Raw genomic sequence first — 23,763 nt, 5'->3', positions numbered from 1 at the left:
ATAGTAGGATTCACAACGTCTCGATACGAGGATTGTATAAAAGATTTTTTTCAAAATTTCTATCGCTAAAAACTGATTTCACTATCCGGCATTGATAGGTGATTTTTTGAGGTGATTGCCCTTGATTTTTAGGGTATAGCGTTTTTGTGGATAAAGTTACCGAAAGGATTGGTGGTAGAGCAATTTAATCCAAATTACTGATTAGATGATAAATTTGGATAAAATTAATAGGTTGCTCAAACAAGCTGTATTCTAGGCTCTTTTCCTTCTAATGCATCTTGAGCAATTTCGACCAGTCCAGGCCAATTTGATTCTTTGCAAGACTCTAAAAAGTCTTTAACCTCATTTTTTGGCCAAAGATGCGCAATCGCCGCAATATAACAGCGAGGTGTGATTTTTTTGCCTTCATCTTCCGTAAATTTTGAAATTCCTGAAATGATATTTTGAATATCGGTTTCTTTTGGAACTATTTTCTTGTACAAAATGGCTGAGCAGGCGCCGCCTATTTGCAAATCATTTCCTTTCTCGATAGATTCAAAAAGAAAGCTCAAATCTAATTTGTCCAAATGAGTGTTTTCTAACAGAAATATAGAAAACGCTAAATCGCGATATAGGATCGTGTTTTCATAATTCCTTTCTATTAGTTCCTTAAGAAAAGGCAGTGCTTCACTACAGCTACCTATTCCAATGGCTCTGATCAGGTGGCATTGCGTTTGCCACGCTTTTGGTTTTTCAATTTCTTTGGTTAGGGCTTCTAATAAATAGGAGCAGTACCCAGTTAATCTTTTTTTTATTATATTTTGTGCGGCTTTTTTTATTTTAGGTGATGAGCCAGATGTTAAGTCGTTAACATATTCCATGATTGTATGTTTTGGTAATGGTTTAGTGTATTGTTGGGCGTTTTTCTAACTTTATATTGTCCTTATTTTTCATGATAAATGGAAGTGTTGACTAGTGGCGAGCAATGCCGTAATTCAGAAGAATTAGTCATCGCACAAGGGGCAGGCGGATCGAAGAAAAGCTCGGCAACGCGCTCAGCCTAAGTACGTACGATTAGTATCAGCGTGTTGCGGCTGGGTAATGCCGCTTAAATCTATGGGGGAGCCTCGATAACTGCTAGACACAGGCCGAGTATCTCGCTATGCAGGTAGGAGATTTTTGATGAGTATAGTTAATATAAAGCCTTGGGACTCAAAGCCACGCACTATGCTTCGTTTTATTAAGCCAGGCGATATATTTGTTTTTAAGCTTAATGATGAGTATTTTGGGTTTGGTAGAATTTTGACAAAGGTAAGTCTTGGGCACGTTGCGGAGATATTTGATTCTATTTTAACGTCACCAACCGTTACGCCCGAGTTACTTAGCAGCGTCAGTCGGCTGGGAACTCCAGTAGTATTGGATACTTACAGTTTATTCGATAAGCGCTTAGAAGGAGATTGGCAGATTGTTGCCCATGATAGTGAATTCTGCATGGATGATACAGATAACGTATATTTTGTATATGGGCATCCAAATTCATGGATAAGGGTCGATGTTTTTGGAAACAAGGAGTCTATGGCTGATTTGGAAGCGGCTTTATTACCTAAATACAGTCCAAGAGGAGATGGCGAGGTCAAAGAGATGTTCGAAAAGGCAATCTAGCGATGAAGGTGTGATTAACCCGCGTAGATACTGTTAGTGTAATCGTATGCATGAACGCGAGTCGGCAAATAGCGACAACCGCCTAGTCCGCGCCGAAACGCCAAACGGCGTCAGCGAATATCGCACGACGCCCTGGGGCGGCGCATCGCCAAGCACACCGATCAAGGCGAAACCCGCTTTCAATACGACAGCTCGCGCCTGCAGATGCATTAGAGTGCAAGTACAAAAAATCCGGAGACTGTTAATAATGAATGCGAAGAAGTTTTGTTTCAACGAGAACATAAATGAATTGGAAATTGATCCCCGATATATTAGTGAAGGGGTGTCTTTTGCGGAGCAGAATAATTACACGGCCATTAGAATACTGGAGTTAAACGAGCAAAATTGAGGTGGTTGCGATTTGGATTTAACACCACTTTTAGGAAATAAATCCATATATTCATTATCGATAGCAGATAATTTTAAGGTTTTAAAGGCGAATATTGATGCGATATACACTATGGAAAATTTGAGCAAGTTGTCGTTTCAGGATAAGAAAATAAAGCCGGATTTCTCAAGATTATCCCAGTTGATAGTGCTGTACATGAAATATAACGCGGACCTTTCCGGATTTTCTTCCCTAAAGAACTTAATACACCTGCTGATAACCTCGTTGAGTGCCAAGTATTGCTCTTTTCTCGAAGGGCTTGATTCTTTGAAAGAATTGCGATTAAGCGGAGGAAGCGTCGAGTCGATGTCTGGTATTGAGAAGCTTACAAGTCTAGTTGATGTGAAAATTGATCATTGTTCCAAGTTGAATGATATTTCCTCCTTGGGCAAATTAAACAGTTTGGCGACACTGCATGTGGAAAAATGCAAGCTTTTGAATGACTTTTCTTTTCTATCAAATAATAAATCTATTGAAAATTTATTTTTATCGGACCTGGATTCTATTTCATTCGTTGCAAGTATGGAACGGATCAAGTCGCTACGATTTTGGAATTTGAAGGACGGTGATATTAGCCCTGTTCTAAAAACGAAGTCTTTGATAAGCGTAGATTTCTATCCAGATAAAAAACATTACAGTCATACTAAAGCCGAGATAAAGTCATTGATAGGTTAACGCGATTTAGCCTGAGTATGTATGATTAATGGAGCTGCTGTTAATGAGGCTTGCGGATATTTGCTAGGCAAGCATAGGATGCTCTGGTGATATAACGAAAAATTTGGTTACATTGCAGCAGAATTGGACCAATACTCCAGCGATGCGTGAATTTGAAGGGCAAGTAAGAGCGGCGTCGAAGGTGACCGAGTAGTTGGTTATTTGGCAACGCCAATCTATAACGGCAATAATTTGATCCCTAAAACTGTCACTCTAATCGGAAAAGGCTGTGGAGGGTATGGTCTAGGTGTTTCCATTTTAAATCCAATTGGTTCCTAAGTATGACAATTGAAAGAGTTAAGTCGATACTTTCTCCGCCTTCAAGGCCTACCGATGTCCCTAAAAACGAAGTTTGGGGAGAGATTGAAGCTAGAATTGGAACTTTACTGCCGAGTGATTACAAGGCGTTTATAAAGCAGTATGGAACAGGCAGGATCGCGAATTTTTTATGGATTTTTAATCCGTTTTCAAGAAATGAAAATTTAAACTTGGTAGCTCAACTCGATAGGCAGCGAGATGTATTTTCTGATCTTGAATCTTTTGGAGAGGTTTTGCCATATAAACTGTTTCCCGAGGATGGGGGAATATTCCCATTTGCGATGACTGATAATGGAGATGTATTATTTTGGCGCACCGGTGCTAATCCTGAGCAGTGGGGTATAGTGATAAACGATGCGCGATCACCAGAATGGCAGGAGTTTGCGTTGACATTCGGTGAGTTTTTATTTGAATTACTTTCAGGCAGATTGGTTTGCGCTGTATTTTCTGGAGAATCGCCGAAATTCGACACAGTGTAGCTCGCGTAGGTACGATAGTGTCAGTGTCATCGTTCGCTGGGAAGCGTCTAATCTTAAATCAGATAGTTTCTTCCTCGCCTGAGAGGCAAGCGGAACGAAGAAAAACGTGGCAAGGCCGGCCACATTGTCACCCGCTACTAATGAGATAGCGACAACGGTCTGGTTCGCGCCGAAACGCCGCAAAGAATCAGCGAATACCTCTACGACAGCCCGCGCCTGCTGACGGAAACCGACAGCCGCGCAGTCGCATCTATCTATTCGAACCCGGCAGTGTCCGGCTCTTGGCTCCGCAGGAACAAGACAACACCCAAACCCAGCACCACCTACCACCTGGACCATCTCGGCACGCCCAGGGAGCAGACCGATACTGATGGCAGAATCGGCTGGTCCGCCCGCTACCGCGCTTACGGAAATCTGGCCCAGGCCGATGTCGAAGCCATCAATAGCCCGAATCAATAAGATGGATTTAAAAGGCTTAAAAATAAATGGTAAAGGAGAATCCATATGAAAGTTGAAACAGTATCGCTTGAAGAAGTGTTGACCGATCCAGGTAGGTTCAAAGGTTGGCTTTTTCTAGAGCCAGTGCCGTGGACAGCGAAAAGCCGGGGAGTTTTGATTGTTTTCGATAAAGACGCGGAGCCAAGCGATGAGCTCATCCACGCACGGATTGAAGACAAAGAGTGGTGCGAAACGTTGGATATAACAACGATAGAAGATATTGTGTTTAATGCTGCACAACAAATAGAAATGCCAAGGATAGATGAGTTGGTGGAAGCGTTCACTTTTTATTTTAACAATGATGCTTTCAAAGAGTTTTGAATGTATTTAATCAGGAATGAACGCCGAAGGCGGGGAGCTTAGGTATGTTAGCCTAAGCGTATGCTTGAACGTGTCACCAAATCTTGAATCAAAAAGTCTCGCCCACTTACGGCCGGCATCGTCGACGAATATGGGGAGAAAGTAAAGTCATTTGACCATAACAGAATTAGTCGTGATCGCAACTCGACAATCAATTATCAAGCAGAAATGAAAACACTGAAAGGAGATTGCAGGTGAGCGAAATAAAAATTAGGGGGTGGGGGGCGAAGCCAAGAACGATGCTTCGATATATTAAGTCTGGCGACATATTTATGTTTCAGGTTGATGATAATCGGTATGGGATTGGGCGGATTTTAATAAAGATAGACTTTGGTCATTTAGCGGAGGTTTTTGATGAAATTCTGCATTCAACAGAATTGAGCGAGGAAATAATTAGGCACTTGAAGCGGGTTAATTCACCTATTATTCTTGATTCGTATGGTTTGTTCGATAAGAAGTTAGAGGGGGACTGGCGTATTGTTGCTCAACAAGATGGATTCCAGATGCCTAAGTCTGACAATGCCTATTTTTGTTATGGCGCTACTAATTCATGGAAAAAGATTGATGTTTTTGGTAATGAAGAATCGATCACTGAGAATGAGGCCAATAAATTACCAAAATACAGTCCTAAGGGAGATCGCGATGTAAAAGAAATGCTCAGAATCGCATTTTGAGAATTATTGGGGGTGCTAAGAATGATTTTTTCGAATTGTGGAGCGAATTTATCTCTGGAAGATATTGGAGATATTCAGCAACAGTTGGATCTCGTTTTGCCGGAAGAATTGGTCAATCATTATTTAATACATAATGGCGGTATACCTTCAAATAGTTTTTGGATTTTGGAGGATGGCTGTTCTTTATGGGTTAAAAAATTTTTGCCTATAAAATTCCCGGTTGGAACCGAGCGGACTTTGGAAGATAGTTATTTACTGATGGTTGCAAAGAATGTAATGCCCAATGGATTGATGCCGTTTGCCATTGATCATGGGGGAAATTACTTTTGCATCGATACATCTGGCGAAGTTTACTTTTATGCGGTTGACGGATGGGATGAAGCGCTGAATAACGAACAAAATCATGAGAAGGCAAAAAACAAGTTAGGCGTATCTTTTCAATGGTTTGTAAACCAGCTTGTCGAATCTGATGAATATGAAGATTATACATAGGAGTTTTACTCATAGAGGCAGTGTATCTATGAGTAAAAGTGGGTGTAAAGAGAGGTAAATAAATGCCTATACTGTATGGTGCCGGGCTAAGCGATATTGAAATCGCCAGTCTGGAAGATTATTTTGATATTAAGTTACCAGTAGATTACAAAAAATTTTTGTCGGATTACAACGGTTTTTTAATTAAATATCCAGACTATTGTAATATTGAATATCATGGTGTTGATGATGATAGTGTCGCGTTTAACGCTCTATTTGGTTACATGATTGAAAACAAAATATTTGATCTCAAAGGGCAGAATGATAATTTTTTGGATGAAATATTTTTTATTAAAAACAGTATTATTATCGGGGTCGATCCTGGTGATAACTTTTATGTGTTAGTGGTTTGTGGTGAATTTTCGGGTGTATATTATTGGGATAGAACTCATTTGCATAGCGATGATAGTAAACAAAATTATTTTTTTGAAGAGGTAAGCGAGTGTGGCAACTTATACAGGGTAGCTGATAGTTTTGATTCCTTTTTTAAGATAATATATGGTTATGCAAAAGCGCATAATATGTCTTTTGATAAGGGTTTGTAGTGCGCGCAGATACTGTTAGGGGTGTTGACAAAGGTATGTCTACGACAAAAGAGGCGAAAGCCGTGGAGGCTAAGAAATTACAAGAGTATTTTGATCAGACTGGTAATGCACCGGAAGGTAATAAAAAGCTTTAAGCCAAAAAAAACAAGGGTTGTTGACGAAATGAATATATCTACATGTCAAGTTTATCCTGAAGTTGATGTCAGTTATAAAATACCCGGTTTTGTTATGAAAGAGTTGCGTAAAGGATTAAACTCGTTGGATAAGGAAATAACTTATTTTAAGGAAAAGTTCAAAGGACAAGATTTTGAGCTTGGTATTGTTATTTCGGCAACGCGCGAAAAATATAAGCCTTTAGTCATGGGGCCTACATTTTTTAATCGATATAAGCGCGTTGATTTTGTATTACATATTCCTTATAAAAAATTCGATAGTTCTTATGATGAGTTTTCTTATATTGTCGAAAACCTTCAATGTGGATTAGTAAGTATTTTTGATAAATATAGTGAGGATAGCTCTGGTATAAATGAAGTCTTGCAGCGTATATTGGAAATGGCGCCGTATCCGTAAATCGGAATATCCCGAATAGCCCGGGTAGGTATAATTAGCGTAATCGTACACAGGAAATATCGCCAAATCCTGGATCAAAAAGCTTCGCTCGCTTATGGCCGGCTACCTGATCGAAGAAAACGCGGTAAGGTATGGTAGTAGCCCTGAAAAAAAGTAGGATTTCAAAGTAGAGTTTTCTGGTAAGAAAAAGCTGATTTTAATAAGGTTACATAATCCAGTGGCTTGCCCATACGCCTATACCAGCAAGACCGAAAACTTGCCGATCAGTTTGGAAGGGAAAACCTGAAAAGCAAGGTGATTGAGAAGGGGGATGCTTCAACGTCAGAATCAAAAGCGGCTGAGACGGCAAAATTAGAAGAGCACTTGGAAAATACGGCTCGGTGCCGAAAGGTAATCAAAGAAGCTTTAAACCCAAAGGAGATTGCGGGTGATGATGAATATTGAGTTTGGTCAAATATATGTGGAATTAAATGCGGACTTTGATTTGCCGAGCTTGTTGCTTAAAAGATTGCGAGAAGAACTAGATACTCTTGGAAAGGAAATTTTACACTTTAATACAGTATTTAAGAATTCTGATTTCAAATTAGTATTTATTATTTCCGCAACTCGTAAGACCGATGAGCTTAATGTAAAAGGGCCGACTTTGGTGCGAAAAAAGCCGGCGGCTGAATTTGTTATTTATATTCCATATAAAGAAATTGTAGATTTTGTAGATAAAGTGTCGTATGTGCTGCCATACGTTGCTAAAGGTGTGGTTTTTGTAATTAATAAATATAAAACGGATAGTTCTGGCGTTGAAGATGTTGTGCGGAACGTTATTGTGGCAGTAAGAGATGAGCCAGAGACATTTCTGCGAAAATCTTAGCCCGCTTAGGCTCTATTAGTTTTAGTGTAATCCTATGCAGGGAAGCTGATTCATAACGAAATTCTGAATCAGCAAAGCCTTGCGGCAACCTGAGCGAAGAAAAACGCGCTAAGGCCGGCCACATCGTCACCCAACCCGGAAACAATGAGATCGAGAAATGGCTAAAAGAATCGTGTGGAAACATAATAATGTTGTCAGTCTTAAGCTTCGCGAGGACCTTTACACGTTGGGGCAAATGTTGGGTCGAGCTGCCATGCGGTTTTTCAATATTACTAGTGGCGATGGCAATTGGCATAATATTGATTTAAACGAAGTCGATCCAATATTTACGCTATTTATTGGAAATATCGTGTTACATAATTTGGTTGACAAAAAAGTTTCCGATAAAGATGTTAAGCCGAGCGCCGCGTCCTGTGAACCATACTGGATAAAGCCCAAGCTTAATTTTGATGGAGGTTACCCCTTCAAGGGAGGGAACCTTATCGATATTGGTACGGCAGGAAATATCAGCACAACGGCGGGGCGAGTGGTGCAAGAAGACCTATCACTTCCAGCCGATAAGGAAATTATAGAGACATATCAATTGACGAATATGTGGGGTGATGTAGATGTTAGAGATCGCCTGCTTCATTTTTTTGATACCGGCAAGGACGACGATTTTTTAAAGAAAAAAGTATTTCCTGGGTACGGGACAGAACATCCAGTGTAGATACTGTTAGCGTAATCCTACGCGGTGACGTGTTGCCAAGTGTTGAATCAAAACGCTTCTCCCGCTACGGCCGACAACCTGATCGAAGAATAGCGCGTCAGCCGCTACCAATACGATAGCGACAACCGCCTGATTCGCGCCCAAACGCCGAATGGCACGACGCAATACCGCTACGGCGCCCTTGAGCCAGCGCAACCGCATCTAACCAAGTTGAAAAACTAGCCGACGCCGGGCGAGTAATTACCGGAAATGAATCCTTGTACTGTGACTGTGTGCCTATGGCAGAATGGCGTTAACTAATTTTTAAAGGGATAGTCGTATGTTGTTAGCCAGATTACTGCCAGTTTTTTTTGCCTCGTTGTTGGCTGCGTGCGCAGAGGTGCCTGAGCAACCGGCTCCGCCACCGCCAACAGTCGTTGAGCTAACGCTAAACAGCACCGCCTCAATTAACCCCGACGCCGACGGTAAAGCCTCGCCGGTGGTGTTAAGAATTTACGAATTGCGGGAGAAAAGTGGTTTTAACGGTGCCGATTTTTTTGCCATATTCGATAAAGAGCAGGCTACTTTGGCCTCCGATCTGGTACGCAAACAAGAGTTGGTGATAAAGCCCGGCGAGAACAAATCCTTGCGGATCGAGCCGGCTGCGGATACCCGGGTATTAGGGTTTTTTGCGGCTTTTCGTAAATTGGATAATGCCGGCTGGCGCACTTTGACCGAGTTGAAGGCTCATCAGAACAATGCGGTGTTACTGAAGCTGGATGCCAATAGTCTAACCGTGACCAATACGCCAACGGAACCCGCACCCGCAGCACCTAAAGAAGATTAAGTGGGGAATAACGATAGGGGCTATGGGTTAGCTTTTAGTCCCTGAGCGGTTTAAGCAATTAAAAAACCGGCACCACCAGCACAAACACGAACGCGATTAAGGTCCAAATCACGATCTTGGTTTTTAAGGGCGTGTTGAACCACAGGGTTTTCAACGCAGCTCTCAGGGCTTGTGGGCGGTCTTCGGCGGCGCGAATGCGTTTAAGCGTACCTTTTAGCGTCAGGCTTTCCTGCTTTTGCTGTTCTGCGTACAGCAATTCGTCGAGCTGGGAATAAAACACGTCGCAACTCGGACATTTAAATGCCTCGCCCAACCTGGGCTGGCCGCATTGCGGGCAGTTTTTCATTTTCGCTCCTGAAAAACTCGATTGCCTTGATGACGAGCATCAAGGCAATCCAGGAAACATTTACGCGGCGATACCGTTATGTCTGAGCAGGGCGTCGATATTGGGTTCTCGGCCGCGGAAGTTTTTGAATAAGGTCATCGCATCGCTGCTGCCGCCTTGCTCCAGGATGTTGTGCAGGAAAGACTCACCTGTATCGCGGTCGAAAATGCCTTTCTCTTCGAACAAGGAAAATGCGTCCGCCGACAACACTTCCGCCCATTTGTAACTGTAATAACCGGCGGCGTAACCACCAGCGAAAATATGCGAGAAGCTATGGGCGAAACGGTTGAATTCCGGTACCTTGACCACGGCTACCTGGTCACGCACCTGTTTGAGGATGGTATAAATTTGTCCGCCCTTGGCCGGAGCGTAATCCCGATGCATCTTGAAATCGAATAGACTGAATTCCAGTTGCCGCACCATCATCATGCCGGCTTGGAAGTTTTTTGCCGCCAACATTTTGTCGTACAACGTATCGGGCAGCGGTTCACCGGTTTGATAATGACCGGAGATTAAGCCCAGCGCTTCTTTTTCCCAGCACCAGTTTTCCATGAATTGGCTGGGCAGTTCTACCGCATCCCACTCGACGCCGTTGATGCCCGAGACACCGAGGTGATCGATCTGGGTCAACATGTGATGCAGACCGTGGCCGAATTCGTGAAACAGCGTTTCCACTTCGTCGTGGGTCAGCAAGGCCGGGTCGTTGCCAGTCGGCGGGGTAAAGTTGCAGGTTAAATACGCCACCGGTGTTTGTAGTGCATCGCCGACTTTTTTACGGCAGACGCAGTCGTCCATCCAGGCGCCGCCGCGCTTTTTGGCGCGGGCGTATAAGTCCAGGAAGAAGCGGCCGCGCAATTGGCCGTGTTTATCCAGGATTTGATAAAAGCGGGCGTCGGGGTGCCAGGTGTCGAAGTCTTTGATTTCGCTGATTTGCAGGCCATAGAGTTTCTCGACGATGGCAAACAGGCCGGGCACAACTTTGTTGTCGGGGAAATAGGCTTTCACTTCTTCTTGCGACAATTGGTAGAAGTGCTGGCGCATTTTTTCCGAGTAATAACCGATGTCCCAGGCTTGCAAGTCGTTTAGGCCGTGCTCGGCGGCAGCAAACTCTTTCAATTCAGTCAAATCCCGGCGGGCTTGGCGCCAGGATTTGTCGGCCAAATCTTCCAGAAACTTCACCACGTCGTCGGTGGATTTGGCCATTTTAGTAGCCAGCGAATATTCGGCGTAGTTGTTAAAGCCCAGCAATTGGGCTTTCTCGTGGCGCAACGCCAGGATTTGTTCCATCAATTCGGAATTGTCCCATTGCCCGGCATGCGGGCCTTGATCGGAGGCTCGGGTGCAGAATGCCTCATAATGTTCGCGGCGCAGTTCGCGGTTGTCGGCGTAGGTCATCACCGCCAGATACGACGGGAATTGCAGGTTGATCAACCAGCCATCCTTGCCTTCCGCTTCGGCGGCTTGTTTGGCTTGGGCCAGAGCCGATTCCGGCAGGCCGGCCAAATCGTCGAGATGGGTAATCTGTTTGTGCCAGGCGTTGGTGGCGTCCAGTAAATGTTCTTCGTATTGACTGGCTAGTTTCGATAATTGCTGGTTGATCTCTTTATAACGCGCCTGTTGTTCGGGCGGTAAATCCACGCCGGACAAATGAAAGTCGCGCAGGGCGTTGTTGACGATTTTTTGTTGGGCGCGGTCGAGCTTGGCAAAGTCCGCGCTGTCGCGTATGGCTTGGTAGGCCTCGTACAAGGCGCGGTTTTGGCCGGTTTCTGTGGCGTATTCGCTGAGTTTGCCGAGGCAGGCATTGTAGGCATCACGCATCGCTTCACTGTTGACTACCGAATTCATGTGGCTGACCGGCGACCAAGCCTTGTTCAAGCGGTCTTCGGCGGCTTCGATCGGTTCGATCAGATTTTGCCAGGTGTAAGGTCCGCCGGCTTGCAGTTGCCGGTCTATGGTTTGCCGGGCTTCGGTGAGTAGCTGGCTGATGGCCGGCTCCACGTGTTCGGGCAGGATTTTAGAAAATTGCGGTAGTTCGGTGTTTTCGAGCAAAGGATTGGTCATGTCGGTAGCCAGTCTGATATGAATATCGGGAAAATTAGGATAATAAATGCATGGCGGCGTTGACCCGATTTTGGGCTTTTTTCAACACCATCAAGGAAAAATCAGGGTTGAGTTTACCGTGATTTAGTTTGCTGTAAGACGGAATCGAGTTGATATAAGGCAGATCTCGGGCATTGCCGGAACCGAAATAGCTGTGCAATTTGGCGAGGATGACGATGTCGGTCATCGTTAGTTCAGGGCCGCTGTCGTACAGCCAGTTTTCTGCTTGATGCGGAATGTTGCCCAGTTGTTCGGGAAAACCCAACGTGTGCAGCATCAGCACACCGACCGGGCCGCGTAAATAGGGCAGCGCGGTTTTTAGTTCCTGAAAGCTGGGGCCGCCGTCGGGAAATTGTTCAGCAAAATGCAGTAAGGGAATCGCGCCGATGTCGGCAATCAAACCGCCCAGCAGGGCGTCTTCCGGGTTGATGTTGCTGCACTCCTGGGCTAAGACAAAGCTTAAACTTGAGACATACAGGCTGTTTTTCCATAAGGCCTGCATGCCTTTCATGAGTTCCGGGTCGGTGCAACTGAATAATTGTTTCATGCTGATGCCCATCACCAAATTCCGCGTCGCATTCAGGCCGATGCGAGCTACCGCGTCATGGCAATTGTTGATCGGTATTTCCGTGGCATATAAGGGGCTGTTCGCCACCTGGATTAATTTCGCCACGATAGGCGGGTCCAGCTGAATAATCTCTGCGGCCCCGCGGATGCCGATGTCTTTTTGCACCGCATCTTTTAGTTTCAGGGCGACATCCGGTAAGGAAGGCAGGCGCAGTTTGTTTTCCCGATAGGCTTGGGCGAAGCTGTTGAAAAAGCGGCTGCCGTTGATCGGCTCCGGCAGTTGAATATCGAGCAGTTCCACGCAATTGGCGCTTTCCTGACTTTTATCTGTCCATAAACGGTTGAGTTGGATAGGGATTTCCAAAATACGCACATCGCTGAGCGCCGTGGCGGTAGCGCCGCAACGGCTACCGCTGTTCAGCGGCAGATTGGCTAGCGTGGAATCGGCGTCGATTTGATAACGGCTATCGCTATCCGGTTGCATCGATAGTTGTCCTGCCAACAAATACAGTACGCTGTTGGTCGGTTGCCCCAGGGTAAAAAGAATTGCCCCTTTGGCGTAGGCCAAGCTGAGATGCGGTAATGAGCTTAAGGCGGCGTCATCAAGATCGCGTAAGGGTGCGAATTTTTTCAGCTGTGCGACGCTAAGCGCTTGCTGATGAGTGCTGCTGGGTTTGGATACTGAGTTGTCGGTTGGTAGGCTACTCCGGGGTTCTGCGCCAGACGGCAAGGCTTTCCGGCTTGGTTTGTTGGCGGTGGTGTTTTTTTCCAGTAGCTTGGAAAACCAATTCATCTTATGTCCTGAAAAAGTTGATGGCCTCGGCAATTTGTTGTTTTGCATCCTGTAATGCCTTCAGAGACATATCCGGCGTCAGTGCGCTATCGTCCAGTTTTTGAAAGGCAGGCAAGGTGTTGAGTGGCGGCAGTTTCTGGGTATTGGTGCCGCCGAGTTGGCTGTGAAATTTAGCTAACAGCACAACGTCATAGAGTTGCAGGCCCTGGCCGTCGTCAAAGTACCAATTTGTGGTATTGACGGGAATTTGCTGGAAACTATCGGGGAAATGCCATTTTTTCAAAATATGGGTGCCCAACAAACCTTGCAGGCAGGCGATGCTAGCCTGTAATTCTTCTTCGGTATAGCGCGACATGTCCATGCTTTCGGCAAAGGTGACAATCGGTAAGGCGCCGATGTTGTGAATGAGCCCGGCTAGTAAAGCTTCGTCGGCGTTTACTTTTCGGGTCAGTCCGGCCAGCGTGTGGCTGAGGCTGGCAATCTGGATGCTTTGTTTCCAAAGTGTCTGAATAATGTTGTTCAGTTGCCGGTTGCGGCTTCTGAACAGCTGGTGCAGGCTGATGCTGGTAACCAGGTTTTGCGTGGTTTTAAATCCTAGCCGATTCACGGCATCATGGCTGCTGGTGATGGGGTTGCTGCCGCGGTAGATCGGGCTATTTGCGACTTGAATCAGTTTGGAGGATATAACCGGGTCCAGGTTTAAAATCTTCACCGCATCGGCGATGCTGATGTCCTTTTGCAAGGCGCTACGCAAGCGCAAGGCAACATCCGGCAGGCTGGGAACATGCAGGTTGTCGGCTCTGAACGCATCGCAAAAGCTATCGAAAAAAAAGCTGTTTCGCAGCTGGGGCGGAATGCTCTTCGGGTTGATCAGCGGATTGTTGACGGGTTTGCTGCTGTGCTGCAAGTTGGACAGCGGCATGTAGATGACTTGGGTAGGCGATTTGGCTATCGCGCTGAAGGCGTGTTCGCCGGATGTTGCCAGAGGATAACAGGCTTTAAAGGTGTCGGCTTCGACCGTATAACCGGCGCCATTATTCGCTTCCAGATAGACGTTGCCAGTGTAGAGATAGCTTAATTGTTCCGCCTCGGCGCCGCGGTTAAATATGATGTCGCCGGGGTTAAAGTTTCGCATGGTCACCGGTATCGCCAGCAAGTCCGCCGCCGGTAAGTCCCCCAGCGGGATGAGCTTTTGCAGATAGCTCAAGGGCAGTTGGTTGACGGCTGCTGGAGTGGGGTTGCTCTCTGTCGGCGTTTTGTCCGGGGATTTTTTTAAAAATTTCCAGATCATGCGGCTAGGAGGAAAAGATGCTCAAAGCTTCGTGAATTTTAGTTTTGGCATCGTGCAGGATGGCCAGCGTATTTTCCGGAGACAAAGAGAAGTTTTTCAATTTGGCCGCCGCCGGAATGGCGGTAATCGCCGGCAAATCGGCGGTCGCTGTTTTGCCGATCAGGGCATGGAGTCTGGACAGGACCACTATATCGGTCACCGTCAAGGTATCGCCGCTGTTTTGAAACCAGTCGCTGGACGATTTGGCTACGTCGATGAACTCTTCGGCAAAATCCCATTCCTTCAACACTACGGCGCCGACCGGGCCTTTGATGATGGGCATGGCTTCCAGGATTTCGGCGTCATTATGGTATTCGGGTGGTAAGTTGGCGGTAAAACTTAGAAAGGGAATTACGCCGATGTCGCAGACCAGTCCGGCCAGTAAGGCATTTTCCGGATTTTGCTGCATGCTGTGGCTGGCCAGTACATGGCAGAGGCCGGACAGATAAAGGCTTTGCTTCCACAGATCTTCCAAATGATTTTTAATCAGCGGCGATTTGCTTTTGAAAATCTGCTTCATACTCAGCGCCGTTACCAGGTTGCGTGTGGCGTTTAAGCCGATACGCACCACCGCGTCTTTGCAGTTTTTCGCGGGCACGTTGGTTAGGTATAACGGGCAATTGGCGACTTCGATCAATTTTGCGGAGATGGCAGGGTCAAGCTGGATAATCTTGACGGCTTCGTCGATGTTGACATCTCTTTGGATGGCTTTGCGCAAATTGATCGCCACTTCGGGTAATGAGGGGATTTCTATCTCGTGGTCGTTATTTTCGAAATGTTCGACGAATAAGCTCAATAGCCGGTTGTGATGCAATTCTTCCGGAATAGATAATTTGCCGTGGTCTTGGCGGCTGGGCGTCAGCATGATTTTCAGGGATACCCGCAACAGGTCTATCTCGGTTTTTGCGGTGGCGGTGGCGGTGTGCTTAATACCGCTGCATATCGGGAATTTCGCTTGTGCGCTGCCTGCCGATATTTCATAGCTTTTGCCGTTGTGATCGGCCAAAATCACCGTGCCGCGCAACAAATACATTGCGCAAGTCGCCTGTTGATTGACGCTGAACAAGGTGTTGCCGGCTGCCAGGGTTTCGACGTGATTTTCAGTGGCGAAAGTTTGTAATATCTCGTCGCTTAAATTCCTGATGGGGAATAACTGTTTTAGAGTTTCCGGCGTAATGCGTTGCCCTCCGCGCTGCGGTTTGCCTTTAGCATGGGATTTTTCAAAAAAAGCTCTAATTCCACTCATAGTATTCCAGTAAACGTTAATGGCGGGCGGTTTGGGGAGATTGTTACCATGGACATCGCCCCGGTCAATAATTTCATCCGTTCGTGTTGTTTAATGCTCTTTCGGCGTTTAGCAGGCCAATCACCTGCGAGGTTTGTGGACGCACGCCTCGCCAAATAAAGAACGCTTCGGCGGCCTGCTCTACCAACATGCCCAAGCCGTCCAGGCTGTGCGCGGCCTTATTCGCCAAGCCCCATGTCACAAATGCGGTGGCTTGGTTGGCGTAAGCCAAGTCGTAGCAACTGCCGCCGGCTTTCAATAGTGCGGCCGGCAAAGGTGGTAAATCGCCGCTGAGGCTGGCCGACGTGGCGTTGATGATCAAATCAAATTGGCGATCTTTAAGATTAGCGTAATCGCAAGCATGCACCGCGCCTAGTGCCGCGAAATCCTCGGCAATTGCGTGGGCTTTGCTCACATTGCGATTGACGATGACCAATCCCGACGGCTGCTGTTCCAGTAGGGGAGGGACGATGCCGCGTGTGGCTCCTCCAGCCCCTAGAATCAAAATCTCGGCATCCTTCAGTGTGATGCCATGGTTTATGGTTAAGTCGTTAAGCAAGCCGATGCCGTCGGTGTTGTCGCCCAAAATGATGTCGTCCGCTTGGCGGAATAAGGTGTTGACGGCTTTTGCTTGACGAGCGCGTTCCGTCAGTTGGTCGGCATATTGCCAGGCCAGTTCCTTGAGCGGGACGGTGCAATTCAGGCCTTTGCCGCCATCGGCAAAAAAACGGCTGGTAGCCGCGGCAAAAGTTTCCGCAGGCACCTCTTGGGCCCTATAGTCCATCAGTTGACCGGTTTGTTCGGCAAATAATTTATGGATACGCGGTGATTTACTGTGGCTGATCGGTTGGCCGAATACCGCGTAATTATCAATTTTCATCATCGGTACTGTATTTGCTGCGCCAATATTCCCAGAGGAAAGTGCAGGCTATCACCAGCACTCCCAGCCCTATACTGATGGGCATAAAGTTCTCGAAATAAGCCACGATCAGCGCGCAGGTTGCCAGGAAAAAACCGAGTAGGCTGTATTGCCAGCCGATGCGGATGCCATCCAGCAGGGTGGCTAAGGCCAGGATCAGCAAGATAACCAGGCTGGCGCTTCTGTCGGATAACTGCTCGGATTTGTTAAGCAATGCGGCGGCTATCACCACAACCAGCGTATGCAGCCAATGCAGCCCTTGGGCCTTGACGATGTCGCCAAAGTCGTTGTCGTTGGTTCGGGTTTGTAGCCAGGAGACGAAAATCGACAGCATGCCAAACACGATCACCATGAATAGCCAATAACCATAGCCGTCGTGCGGGTTGAATTCGGTAATAGCGATGCCGGTCAGCGATAAAACGACCAGCAGAATAAATACCGCCTGTTCCAGGCCGAAGTAACGTCGGCGCTGTTGGGGCGGATCGTCAGTCGAATGACTGTCATCAAAATCAAAGTCTTCGTTCATGCCGGGTCCGTTTGTCTGGTTGTTATGGTTGTTTTAGCCACTGGGCAGCGGATTTAGCGTAATAAGTCAGTATCGCGTCGCAGCCGGCTCTCTTAAATGCCAGTAGGGATTCCATCACCACCTGTTGTTCGTCCAGCCAGCCGTTTTGCGACGCGGCTTTCAGCATCGCATATTCGCCGCTGACCTGATAAGCAAAGGTCGGTACACCGAATTGGTCCTTGGCGCGGCGGATGATGTCCAGATAGGGCATGCCGGGTTTGACCATGATCATATCGGCGCCTTCGCGTAAATCCAGCGCAATTTCCCGCAAGGCTTCATCGGAATTGGCCGGGTCCATTTGATAACTGTATTTATTCCCGCCGCCCAGATTACCGGCCGAGCCGACCGCATCGCGGAACGGGCCGTAGAAACTGGAGGCGTATTTGGCGGAATAGGCCAATATTCGGGTGTTGGTATGGCCATGAGATTCCAACACGGCTCTGATCGCACCGATGCGGCCGTCCATCATGTCGGAAGGGGCGACGATGTCGGCGCCGGCTTCGGCATGCGACAAGGCCTGTTTGCAAAGGACTTCGACGGTTTCGTCGTTGACGACATAACCTTGATCATTCAGCAATCCATCCTGACCGTGCGAGGTAAAAGGGTCTAAGGCGACGTCGGTGATGATCCCGAGCTCCGGTAGGGCGCCTTTCAAGGCCCGAACGCAGCGTTGTGCCAAGCCGTCAGGGTTGTAAGCTTCTTCCGCACTTAACGATTTTTTGTTCGGATCCGTTACCGGGAATAGGGCAATGGCGGGTACGCCCAGATTTAATAAGGTTTCGGCTTCGCGCAGCACCAGGTCGATGGATAATCGGTTGACGCCCGGCATGGAAGTGACGGCTTCTTGTTTGTTATTGCCCTCGATAACAAATAGCGGGCAGATTAAGTCGTCGCTGCTTAAGCGATTTTCCCGCATCAGCCGCCTTGAAAAGGCCTGATAACGCATGCGACGCATCCGGGTGGCCGGGAAAAAGTCGTTAGGGTGTGACATCTCTTCCATAGTAATATAATAGGGTACTCGCTGGCCCGATGGGCTGGCTGGAATCTGGAGCCGGGTTAGCGCTTCGGCCTTTATTTTAGCAGTGTATCGAATGAAGGCGGTTGAAATTAGCCGGCGATACCTTTTTGAGATGGTTTTTATGAATATCAAACGTCATATGCATTTTATATTTGTTGTGGTTTTTAGCTTGTTCGCCGGCATGTTTTTGTCCTTGCCCGCTAGCGCGGCCGATTTGAGCGAGCCGCAACGCACCATTGAGGATGCGTCCAACAAGTTGAAGCAACGCTTACAGGATCCTGCCTTTCCGCATGATTTCCAAAAAATCAATGCCTTTGTCCAGGAAGTGATCTATCCGAATGTGGATTTCGATCTGATTTCGTCGCTGGTGCTGGGAAAAATGTGGAAAGATGCTTCGCCGGCGGAAAAGGAGAGCTTTAAAAAGGAGTTTCAAGTGTTGTTGATCAGAACCTACTCTCGAGCCTTCTTTGAGTTTAAAGACTGGTCTGTACGGTTTTTGCCGATCACCCCGGAAGAAGACGAAAGAAAAGTCCTGATTAAAACCGAAGTGCTGCAACCCGGTTTGCAGCCTATCGCTGTTAACTATCGGATGCTGAACGTCAAAGGCCAATGGAAAGCTTACGACATCATGATCGAAGGCGTCAGTTTGGTGACCAACTATCGTACTAGCTTCAAAAACGAAGTGGAGCGCACCGGTTCGTTGCAAGAGGTCATCAACCAATTGGCTAAACGCAATACCGAAGCATTAAACAGCAAAAATAATTCATAAGCTTTTCCCTCTCTTAGTGTTCCCGGGTGTGCCGTTTAGGGGCAGCCGGGAATGACCATCAGTATGCAATCCGCTAAAGACTCTCTGTACGCCAGTCCGCTAGGCGAAATCAACGCATTTGCTTTCGACGAAACTGTCGTCAAAGTCTTTCCCGACATGATCCAGCGCTCAGTGCCCGGGTACAGCACGATTATCTCGGCTATCGGTCTATTGGCGGCGCGTTTTGCCAAGCAAGATAGCGTTTGCTACGACTTGGGCTGCTCGTTGGGGGCGGCGACCTTGGCTATGCATCAGCAAATCACGACTAACAATTGCCGAATCGTTGCCGTGGATTGTTCGGCTGCAATGGTCGAGCAATGCCGGCAAAATCTGGCCGTTGCATCCGGTGGGGCCGAGATAGAAATTTTATGTGCCGATGTTCGCGATATTGCGATTAGTAATGCCTCTGTAGTGGTGCTGAATTTTACGCTGCAGTTTATTCCGCTGGCTGATCGGCAGGCTTTTTTGACCACGATCTATCAAGGTTTGTTACCGGGCGGGATTTTGATTTTGTCCGAAAAGCTGGCGTTCGATGATGTTAGACAGCAGGCTTTGCAGATTGATATGCATCATTTATTTAAAAAAGCCCAAGGCTATAGCGAACTGGAAATCAGCCAAAAGCGCAGCGCTTTGGAGAATGTGCTGATTCCGGAAACCTTTATCGCGCATCAACAGCGCTTGAAGTTGGCGGGTTTCGCCAGCGCGGAAGTTTGGTTTCAGTATTTCAACTTCGCTTCGATGATTGCATTGAAATGAAGCTATACCAAGGTCTTTATCAAGCATTGGCGGCGGCCGGCGACGAAGTTTGGGTAAACCGTTTGCCTGAGCAATTGGCGGCGGCTTTTGCGGATTCGTCGCATGGCGATCTGAAGCGCTGGCAACAGGTGGTAGAGGATTTGCCGGATTTGATGCCGTCGAGTGTCGATTTGTTGGAGAGTGTCAGAGTAGGTCAGGCAGAGGATATTTCCGATGAGATGCGGGCCGGTTTGCGCGAACAGTTGATGCAGTTGCATCCTTGGCGAAAAGGACCTTATCGGATCTTCGACATTGACATCGATACCGAATGGCGTTCGGATTGGAAATGGGACAGGGTGAAAGACCAGATCGCACCGCTACGAAATCGCTTGGTTTTGGATGTTGGTTGCGGCAACGGCTATCATTGTTGGCGCATGCTCGGTGCGGGAGCGCGATTGGTGGTTGGCATTGATCCGACATTGCTCAGCGTAATGCAGTTCCAGGCTATCCGAAAGCTGCACGGTGAGGCGCCGATTTATCTGTTGCCGCTGGGGATAGAAGATGTGCCGCCCAACATGGGGCTATTCGATACGGTGTTTTCGATGGGGGTGTTGTATCACCGCCGCTCACCCATCGATCATTTGCTGGAATTAAGGGGCTGTTTGCGGGCTGGCGGTGAATTGATTTTGGAGACTCTGGTTGTTGAAGGGGACGCGCAGCATGTCTTGGTGCCTGAGGGGCGTTATGCGCAAATGCGCAATGTGTGGTTTTTACCGAGCTGCGCAGCTTTGATGTTATGGATGCGCCGCTGCGGGTTTAAAAATATTCGCCTAGCGGATGTTTCCAAAACTTCTGTCGAGGAGCAGCGCAGTACCGAATGGATGCGGTTTCATTCTTTGGCGGAATTTTTGGATCCGCATTCTCCGGATTTAACTTGTGAAGGCTTGCCGGCGCCGGTTCGGGCTGTGATTGTGGCTAGCGCCGATTAATCAGTGGATTTTTGTTTTTGAATTGTAAAATTTAAAGAACAGGCTAAGATTGGCTAGCTTGAAAAGTCAGCCGATTAGTGTGTGCTGATTAGTCCAGGCAGCCCTAAAATCCAATCGGAGAAAATCCATGAAAAAGTTATTTGTACTTTTTATGCTGTATTCTTTTGCCGTATTTGCTGAGCCAATCAATATCAACCAAGCCGATGCCGAAACCATTTCCAAAGCTTTGACCGGGATAGGTCCGAAGAAGGCCGAGGCGGTGGTTCAATACCGTAAGGAGCATGGCGATTTTAAGACATTGAAAGATCTGGAAAATGTGTCTGGAATTGGAGAGAAAACCGTCCAACAGAATGAGAAGAATATTCTGTTTGGGGATTCTGCTCCCGCTGCTGCTGAAAAAATTGCTAAGCCAGAGAAACCGGAAAAGCCCCAAGAACCTAAAAAATCAAAATAAGGCGACTGAGTTGGCGCGCTTGGGCTTGGTGCGCCAACTCATTGAGTCTGTTTTGTCTGAATCGTATTTATTCGACGTCCGGGTAGTTTAGCCAAATGTCGAGCCGTTCCAGCCCCAAAAATCAGCCGGACAGTTACTGAATTCGATATAAATCCGATCCTGAGGGATTGAAAGCCGGGTATTGAGCAATTGGCATATCGATGCAGACAAGTTTTTGGCTTGGCTACTGCTCAGGCCAATGCTCTTGCATTCCAGATATGCCAAGTGGGTAGTGCTGCCGGCAAACAGCATGGCGTCGTTTTGCTCAATGCTAATCATGACGTAGCGCTCCGGTTTGCCGGTCTCTTTGGATACCAGTTGTGATAGTTCGTCTAACAATTTTGATTTCAGTTCTGTATCGAGCACTGAGTTGGTGTTCAATTTTAAAAAGGGCATGATCAGTCTCCTGTTTTGAGGTGCTAAATTGCCGGCCAGCGTTGGATAATTCGATATTCAACGCCATCCGGACCTGAGCAGGATTCTACCAAGCAGAATCCTATTGATTGCCAAAGTATGGGGGCGAAATCGAAATCGATTGCCGAACTAGCCTTTTTAACTAAAGTGACATGCGGCTTGAATAGTCTGTTTTCGATGGGTATCCCTTGTTGTTTGGCTATGCGGGCCAAGTTTTCGTTTAATGTCGACACGCTTTGATCGAATTGGCTGGCGGTCAGGCATAGCACGGCAGGTTTTTTCCAGAAACTCAGGTGGTCAAAATTTAACGTTATCAGCGGTGTTGGCAGTTTTCCTGCCTCCCTGGTGATTATGGCCTGTTGTTCTGCAGAAATTCTCCCTAAAAACAACACGGTGACATGTAAGTTTGCTTCCTTAACGGGTTTTCCGGTTCGGTTTAGTTGGCTGATTAAAGCCGCGCATTGTTGCCTGGCGTTTTGTTCCGGCCATAAGGCAAAAAAGAGACGTTTCAAGCTGTTCCTCTCCGGTTGTTATTAGATCGAGGTATGACTTTTTCATCTTTTCGATGGCAGGCAAAATGCGGCGATTTGGGTGTCGAGAGCTGGTGATCAGGCTAAAGGATGCTGTGTTATTGCGGCGAGGATAGACAATTAGCCAAAAAAATATCCAGATTTATCAGTTCGTAAGCGATGAATCCTAAAATTGAAATTGAATTTTGCTCGGTTTGCCTGCGGTTTTGTTCAGCCTAAGCTTACGCCGCGGACTTGTCTAGTAACAATTTGTTCGCATAACCTGTAGGCTGCGCGCAGTTGCTAAGCATTGACATATATCCCATTTCTACCTTACAGTTACAAATGCATCACACGTACGTGACAAGCCTAGCGGGTTGTGGCAATTTGCAAGAATCGGCTATTACTAAAAATTAAAACTTTCGGAGCACATCACATGGCAAGACCATTAATTCAAATGGCGTTGGATTCACTGGATTTCAACCAAACCGTTGCGTTGGCAGATCAAGTAGCACCCTATGTCGATATTTTTGAAATCGGCACTCCTTGCATTAAATACAACGGTATCAACCTGGTTAAAGAACTGAGACAACGTTACCCTGACAAATTGTTGTTGGTTGACCTGAAAACCATGGACGCAGGCGAATACGAAGCGGGTGCTTTCTATGCTGCTGGCGCGGACATCTGCACCGTATTGGGCGTATCCGGTTTGGCCACTATCGCTGGCGTTATCAAAGCTGCGAAAAAACACGGCGCTGAAACTCAAATCGACTTGATCAACGTGGCCGATAAAGCAGACTGCGCAAGAGAGTCTGTCAAATTGGGCGCGCAAATCGTTGGTATTCACACTGGTCTGGACGCGCAAGCAGCCGGTCATACACCTTTCACCGATTTGAACGATATCGCTCGTTTGGGTCTGAATGTGCGTATCTCTGTTGCTGGCGGTATCAAACAAGCGACTGTACAACAAGTCGTTGAAGCTGGCGCTAATATCATCGTTGTTGGTGCAGCTATCTACGGTGCTCCTTCACCTGCTGAAGCAGCTCGTGAAATCCGTGAATTGGTTGATGCGGCGGCGGTATAAGTCATGCATCAGCAGTTAATTATTGACAAAATCTCAGGGATTCTGGAAGCGACACCCGATTCGCATGACAAAACCTTGGTGGACATGCTGGATCAGGCTAAGCGCATTTTTATATCGGGCGCTGGCCGTTCAAAGCTAGTCGGCAATTTCTTTGCCATGCGTTTGATGCATGGCGGCTACGACGTTAGCGTTGTGGGTGAAATTGTTACGCCAAGCATCAAAGCTGGCGATTTGTTGATCATTATTTCCGGCTCCGGTGAAACCGAGCAGTTGATTGCCTTTACCAAAAAAGCCAAAGAAGTCGGCGCAAAGATTGTGTTGATTTCGGCTAAGGACGATTCAACGATTGGCGACATGGCTGATGTCACTTTGCAAATCGGCAGATCAGAACAATACGGTAAAGTCAAAGGCATGCCTATGGGTACTGTGTTTGAATTATCTACCTTGTTTTTCCTGGAAGCGACAATTTCGCATGTAATCCATGACAAAGGTATTGCAGAAGAAGAAATGAGATCAAGACACGCCAATTTGGAATAACTTAGCGTGTAAACCTGTGGCCGGAGCAATTCGGTCACGGGTTTTTTACATTACATTCGGGTGTCAAGGCGATAC

30 protein-coding genes are annotated in these 23,763 nt (G+C 47.1%); 19 read left to right on the top strand and 11 right to left on the bottom strand.

Going from position 1 to position 23,763, the window contains the following annotated elements; genetic code table 11:
- Positions 1–236 precede the first annotated feature (236 nt).
- The gene (locus tag JL719_RS22155) at positions 237–860 is read right to left on the bottom strand and encodes a hypothetical protein (protein WP_033159202.1); all 624 of its coding nucleotides are present in this window, start codon (positions 858–860) and stop codon (positions 237–239) included.
- A 301-nt stretch (positions 861–1,161) separates the two neighbouring features.
- Here JL719_RS22155 and JL719_RS22150 point away from each other — a divergent pair, with 301 nt between their 5' ends.
- The 13 genes from JL719_RS22150 (at position 1,162) to tssJ (ending at position 9,157) form a co-directional block, all read left to right on the top strand.
- On the top strand, positions 1,162–1,641 hold the full coding sequence (locus JL719_RS22150) for an Imm26 family immunity protein (protein ID WP_033159201.1): 480 nt from the start codon (positions 1,162–1,164) through the stop codon (positions 1,639–1,641).
- 46 nt (positions 1,642–1,687) lie between these two features.
- A complete protein-coding gene (locus tag JL719_RS22145) occupies positions 1,688–2,029 on the top strand; it encodes a hypothetical protein (protein WP_133120676.1) in 342 nt (113 codons plus the stop codon).
- Positions 2,030–2,041: 12 nt separating this feature from the next.
- Positions 2,042–2,743 (top strand): leucine-rich repeat domain-containing protein, encoded by a 702-nt coding sequence (locus JL719_RS22140; protein WP_129871447.1) that lies wholly within the window; start codon positions 2,042–2,044, stop codon positions 2,741–2,743.
- Between the two features lie 320 nt (positions 2,744–3,063).
- Positions 3,064–3,579: an SMI1/KNR4 family protein gene (locus JL719_RS22135; RefSeq protein ID WP_084153519.1), complete on the top strand. Its 516-nt coding sequence runs from the start codon at positions 3,064–3,066 to the stop codon at positions 3,577–3,579.
- A gap of 270 nt (positions 3,580–3,849) precedes the next feature.
- The gene (locus tag JL719_RS24205) at positions 3,850–4,038 is read left to right on the top strand and encodes an RHS domain-containing protein (protein WP_225892925.1); all 189 of its coding nucleotides are present in this window, start codon (positions 3,850–3,852) and stop codon (positions 4,036–4,038) included.
- A 45-nt stretch (positions 4,039–4,083) separates the two neighbouring features.
- Entirely contained in the window at positions 4,084–4,398 is a 315-nt protein-coding gene (locus tag JL719_RS22125; protein ID WP_033159199.1) for a DUF7716 domain-containing protein, read from the top strand.
- A 233-nt stretch (positions 4,399–4,631) separates the two neighbouring features.
- Positions 4,632–5,111, top strand: a complete 480-nt coding sequence (locus tag JL719_RS22120; RefSeq protein ID WP_033159198.1) for an Imm26 family immunity protein — start codon at positions 4,632–4,634, stop codon at positions 5,109–5,111.
- A gap of 21 nt (positions 5,112–5,132) precedes the next feature.
- A complete protein-coding gene (locus JL719_RS22115; protein WP_033159197.1) occupies positions 5,133–5,603 on the top strand; it encodes an SMI1/KNR4 family protein in 471 nt (156 codons plus the stop codon).
- A gap of 62 nt (positions 5,604–5,665) precedes the next feature.
- Positions 5,666–6,187 (top strand): SMI1/KNR4 family protein, encoded by a 522-nt coding sequence (locus JL719_RS22110; protein ID WP_051670480.1) that lies wholly within the window; start codon positions 5,666–5,668, stop codon positions 6,185–6,187.
- 162 nt (positions 6,188–6,349) lie between these two features.
- Entirely contained in the window at positions 6,350–6,757 is a 408-nt protein-coding gene (locus tag JL719_RS22105) for a hypothetical protein (protein ID WP_133120680.1), read from the top strand.
- Between the two features lie 427 nt (positions 6,758–7,184).
- A complete protein-coding gene (locus JL719_RS22100) occupies positions 7,185–7,622 on the top strand; it encodes a hypothetical protein (protein ID WP_129871446.1) in 438 nt (145 codons plus the stop codon).
- 157 nt (positions 7,623–7,779) lie between these two features.
- Complete coding sequence (locus tag JL719_RS22095; protein WP_033159194.1) at positions 7,780–8,331, top strand: DUF8309 domain-containing protein; 552 nt, start codon at positions 7,780–7,782, stop codon at positions 8,329–8,331.
- 319 nt (positions 8,332–8,650) lie between these two features.
- On the top strand, positions 8,651–9,157 hold the full coding sequence (gene tssJ / locus JL719_RS22090; protein WP_033159192.1) for a type VI secretion system lipoprotein TssJ: 507 nt from the start codon (positions 8,651–8,653) through the stop codon (positions 9,155–9,157).
- 58 nt (positions 9,158–9,215) lie between these two features.
- Here tssJ and JL719_RS22085 read toward each other — a convergent pair whose 3' ends face one another.
- The 8 genes from JL719_RS22085 to hemB form a co-directional block, all read right to left on the bottom strand.
- Complete coding sequence (locus JL719_RS22085) at positions 9,216–9,503, bottom strand: hypothetical protein (protein WP_033159191.1); 288 nt, start codon at positions 9,501–9,503, stop codon at positions 9,216–9,218.
- A 60-nt stretch (positions 9,504–9,563) separates the two neighbouring features.
- Complete coding sequence (gene prlC, locus JL719_RS22080) at positions 9,564–11,603, bottom strand: oligopeptidase A (protein WP_033159190.1); 2,040 nt, start codon at positions 11,601–11,603, stop codon at positions 9,564–9,566.
- Between the two features lie 34 nt (positions 11,604–11,637).
- Positions 11,638–13,002 carry an HDOD domain-containing protein gene (locus tag JL719_RS22075; protein WP_033159189.1) on the bottom strand — a complete coding sequence of 455 codons (1,365 nt, stop codon included), beginning with the start codon at positions 13,000–13,002 and terminating at the stop codon, positions 11,638–11,640.
- A 1-nt stretch (position 13,003) separates the two neighbouring features.
- Positions 13,004–14,293 (bottom strand): HDOD domain-containing protein, encoded by a 1,290-nt coding sequence (locus JL719_RS22070; RefSeq protein WP_033159188.1) that lies wholly within the window; start codon positions 14,291–14,293, stop codon positions 13,004–13,006.
- A gap of 4 nt (positions 14,294–14,297) precedes the next feature.
- Positions 14,298–15,578 carry an HDOD domain-containing protein gene (locus JL719_RS22065; RefSeq protein ID WP_033159187.1) on the bottom strand — a complete coding sequence of 427 codons (1,281 nt, stop codon included), beginning with the start codon at positions 15,576–15,578 and terminating at the stop codon, positions 14,298–14,300.
- A 73-nt stretch (positions 15,579–15,651) separates the two neighbouring features.
- On the bottom strand, positions 15,652–16,500 hold the full coding sequence (aroE, locus tag JL719_RS22060) for a shikimate dehydrogenase (RefSeq protein ID WP_033159186.1): 849 nt from the start codon (positions 16,498–16,500) through the stop codon (positions 15,652–15,654).
- On the bottom strand, positions 16,487–17,062 hold the full coding sequence (locus JL719_RS22055) for a hypothetical protein (protein WP_033159185.1): 576 nt from the start codon (positions 17,060–17,062) through the stop codon (positions 16,487–16,489). The genes aroE and JL719_RS22055 overlap by 14 nt, the downstream gene beginning before the upstream one ends.
- Positions 17,063–17,084: 22 nt before the next feature.
- Positions 17,085–18,101 (bottom strand): porphobilinogen synthase, encoded by a 1,017-nt coding sequence (hemB, locus tag JL719_RS22050; protein WP_033159184.1) that lies wholly within the window; start codon positions 18,099–18,101, stop codon positions 17,085–17,087.
- A 139-nt stretch (positions 18,102–18,240) separates the two neighbouring features.
- On the opposite strand from hemB, the gene JL719_RS22045 reads away from it, so the two are divergent.
- The 4 genes from JL719_RS22045 to JL719_RS22030 all read left to right on the top strand — a co-directional run bounded on the left by JL719_RS22045 (position 18,241) and on the right by JL719_RS22030 (position 21,105).
- Positions 18,241–18,888 (top strand): MlaC/ttg2D family ABC transporter substrate-binding protein, encoded by a 648-nt coding sequence (locus tag JL719_RS22045; protein WP_225892924.1) that lies wholly within the window; start codon positions 18,241–18,243, stop codon positions 18,886–18,888.
- Positions 18,889–18,951: 63 nt separating this feature from the next.
- On the top strand, positions 18,952–19,683 hold the full coding sequence (gene cmoA / locus JL719_RS22040; RefSeq protein WP_033159230.1) for a carboxy-S-adenosyl-L-methionine synthase CmoA: 732 nt from the start codon (positions 18,952–18,954) through the stop codon (positions 19,681–19,683).
- Entirely contained in the window at positions 19,680–20,651 is a 972-nt protein-coding gene (cmoB, locus tag JL719_RS22035) for a tRNA 5-methoxyuridine(34)/uridine 5-oxyacetic acid(34) synthase CmoB (protein ID WP_033159183.1), read from the top strand. Before cmoA ends, cmoB begins: the two co-directional genes overlap by 4 nt.
- A gap of 127 nt (positions 20,652–20,778) precedes the next feature.
- Positions 20,779–21,105 carry a ComEA family DNA-binding protein gene (locus JL719_RS22030; protein ID WP_033159182.1) on the top strand — a complete coding sequence of 109 codons (327 nt, stop codon included), beginning with the start codon at positions 20,779–20,781 and terminating at the stop codon, positions 21,103–21,105.
- Positions 21,106–21,192: 87 nt separating this feature from the next.
- Here the strand turns inward: JL719_RS22030 and JL719_RS22025 are convergent, their stop codons facing one another.
- Complete coding sequence (locus JL719_RS22025) at positions 21,193–21,540, bottom strand: phenylpyruvate tautomerase MIF-related protein (RefSeq protein ID WP_033159181.1); 348 nt, start codon at positions 21,538–21,540, stop codon at positions 21,193–21,195.
- Positions 21,541–21,563: 23 nt separating this feature from the next.
- Positions 21,564–22,070, bottom strand: coding sequence for an RNA 2',3'-cyclic phosphodiesterase (gene thpR, locus JL719_RS22020; RefSeq protein ID WP_033159180.1), 507 nt, complete (start codon positions 22,068–22,070; stop codon positions 21,564–21,566).
- Positions 22,071–22,503: 433 nt separating this feature from the next.
- Between thpR and hxlA the strand changes: the two genes are divergently transcribed.
- Positions 22,504–23,151: a 3-hexulose-6-phosphate synthase gene (gene hxlA, locus JL719_RS24200; RefSeq protein ID WP_033159179.1), complete on the top strand. Its 648-nt coding sequence runs from the start codon at positions 22,504–22,506 to the stop codon at positions 23,149–23,151.
- Positions 23,152–23,154: 3 nt separating this feature from the next.
- A complete protein-coding gene (hxlB, locus tag JL719_RS24195; protein ID WP_020483686.1) occupies positions 23,155–23,688 on the top strand; it encodes a 6-phospho-3-hexuloisomerase in 534 nt (177 codons plus the stop codon).
- Positions 23,689–23,763: the final 75 nt, after the last annotated feature.

Origin of the sequence: Methylomonas sp. LW13 (assembly GCF_016865255.1) — a bacterium.
Lineage (GTDB): Bacteria > Pseudomonadota > Gammaproteobacteria > Methylococcales > Methylomonadaceae > Methylomonas.
Note: the sequence above shows the minus strand (reverse complement) of the source record. Positions and strands in the feature narration are given on the sequence as shown.

What these genes read in the sequence shown, in the direction of transcription:
- JL719_RS22155 (WP_033159202.1), bottom strand. Translation starts at nt 860, where the DNA reads ATGGAATATGTTAACGACTTAACATCTGGCTCATCACCTAAAATAAAA.
- JL719_RS22150 (WP_033159201.1), top strand. Translation starts at nt 1,162, where the DNA reads ATGAGTATAGTTAATATAAAGCCTTGGGACTCAAAGCCACGCACTATG.
- JL719_RS22145 (WP_133120676.1), top strand. Translation starts at nt 1,688, where the DNA reads ATGCATGAACGCGAGTCGGCAAATAGCGACAACCGCCTAGTCCGCGCC.
- JL719_RS22135 (WP_084153519.1), top strand. Translation starts at nt 3,064, where the DNA reads ATGACAATTGAAAGAGTTAAGTCGATACTTTCTCCGCCTTCAAGGCCT.
- JL719_RS22125 (WP_033159199.1), top strand. Translation starts at nt 4,084, where the DNA reads ATGAAAGTTGAAACAGTATCGCTTGAAGAAGTGTTGACCGATCCAGGT.
- JL719_RS22115 (WP_033159197.1), top strand. Translation starts at nt 5,133, where the DNA reads ATGATTTTTTCGAATTGTGGAGCGAATTTATCTCTGGAAGATATTGGA.
- JL719_RS22110 (WP_051670480.1), top strand. Translation starts at nt 5,666, where the DNA reads ATGCCTATACTGTATGGTGCCGGGCTAAGCGATATTGAAATCGCCAGT.
- JL719_RS22105 (WP_133120680.1), top strand. Translation starts at nt 6,350, where the DNA reads ATGAATATATCTACATGTCAAGTTTATCCTGAAGTTGATGTCAGTTAT.
- JL719_RS22095 (WP_033159194.1), top strand. Translation starts at nt 7,780, where the DNA reads ATGGCTAAAAGAATCGTGTGGAAACATAATAATGTTGTCAGTCTTAAG.
- tssJ (WP_033159192.1), top strand. Translation starts at nt 8,651, where the DNA reads ATGTTGTTAGCCAGATTACTGCCAGTTTTTTTTGCCTCGTTGTTGGCT.
- JL719_RS22085 (WP_033159191.1), bottom strand. Translation starts at nt 9,503, where the DNA reads ATGAAAAACTGCCCGCAATGCGGCCAGCCCAGGTTGGGCGAGGCATTT.
- prlC (WP_033159190.1), bottom strand. Translation starts at nt 11,603, where the DNA reads ATGACCAATCCTTTGCTCGAAAACACCGAACTACCGCAATTTTCTAAA.
- JL719_RS22075 (WP_033159189.1), bottom strand. Translation starts at nt 13,002, where the DNA reads ATGAATTGGTTTTCCAAGCTACTGGAAAAAAACACCACCGCCAACAAA.
- JL719_RS22070 (WP_033159188.1), bottom strand. Translation starts at nt 14,293, where the DNA reads ATGATCTGGAAATTTTTAAAAAAATCCCCGGACAAAACGCCGACAGAG.
- JL719_RS22065 (WP_033159187.1), bottom strand. Translation starts at nt 15,578, where the DNA reads ATGAGTGGAATTAGAGCTTTTTTTGAAAAATCCCATGCTAAAGGCAAA.
- aroE (WP_033159186.1), bottom strand. Translation starts at nt 16,500, where the DNA reads ATGATGAAAATTGATAATTACGCGGTATTCGGCCAACCGATCAGCCAC.
- JL719_RS22055 (WP_033159185.1), bottom strand. Translation starts at nt 17,062, where the DNA reads ATGAACGAAGACTTTGATTTTGATGACAGTCATTCGACTGACGATCCG.
- hemB (WP_033159184.1), bottom strand. Translation starts at nt 18,101, where the DNA reads ATGGAAGAGATGTCACACCCTAACGACTTTTTCCCGGCCACCCGGATG.
- JL719_RS22045 (WP_225892924.1), top strand. Translation starts at nt 18,241, where the DNA reads ATGAATATCAAACGTCATATGCATTTTATATTTGTTGTGGTTTTTAGC.
- cmoA (WP_033159230.1), top strand. Translation starts at nt 18,952, where the DNA reads ATGCAATCCGCTAAAGACTCTCTGTACGCCAGTCCGCTAGGCGAAATC.
- cmoB (WP_033159183.1), top strand. Translation starts at nt 19,680, where the DNA reads ATGAAGCTATACCAAGGTCTTTATCAAGCATTGGCGGCGGCCGGCGAC.
- JL719_RS22030 (WP_033159182.1), top strand. Translation starts at nt 20,779, where the DNA reads ATGAAAAAGTTATTTGTACTTTTTATGCTGTATTCTTTTGCCGTATTT.
- JL719_RS22025 (WP_033159181.1), bottom strand. Translation starts at nt 21,540, where the DNA reads ATGCCCTTTTTAAAATTGAACACCAACTCAGTGCTCGATACAGAACTG.
- hxlA (WP_033159179.1), top strand. Translation starts at nt 22,504, where the DNA reads ATGGCAAGACCATTAATTCAAATGGCGTTGGATTCACTGGATTTCAAC.
- hxlB (WP_020483686.1), top strand. Translation starts at nt 23,155, where the DNA reads ATGCATCAGCAGTTAATTATTGACAAAATCTCAGGGATTCTGGAAGCG.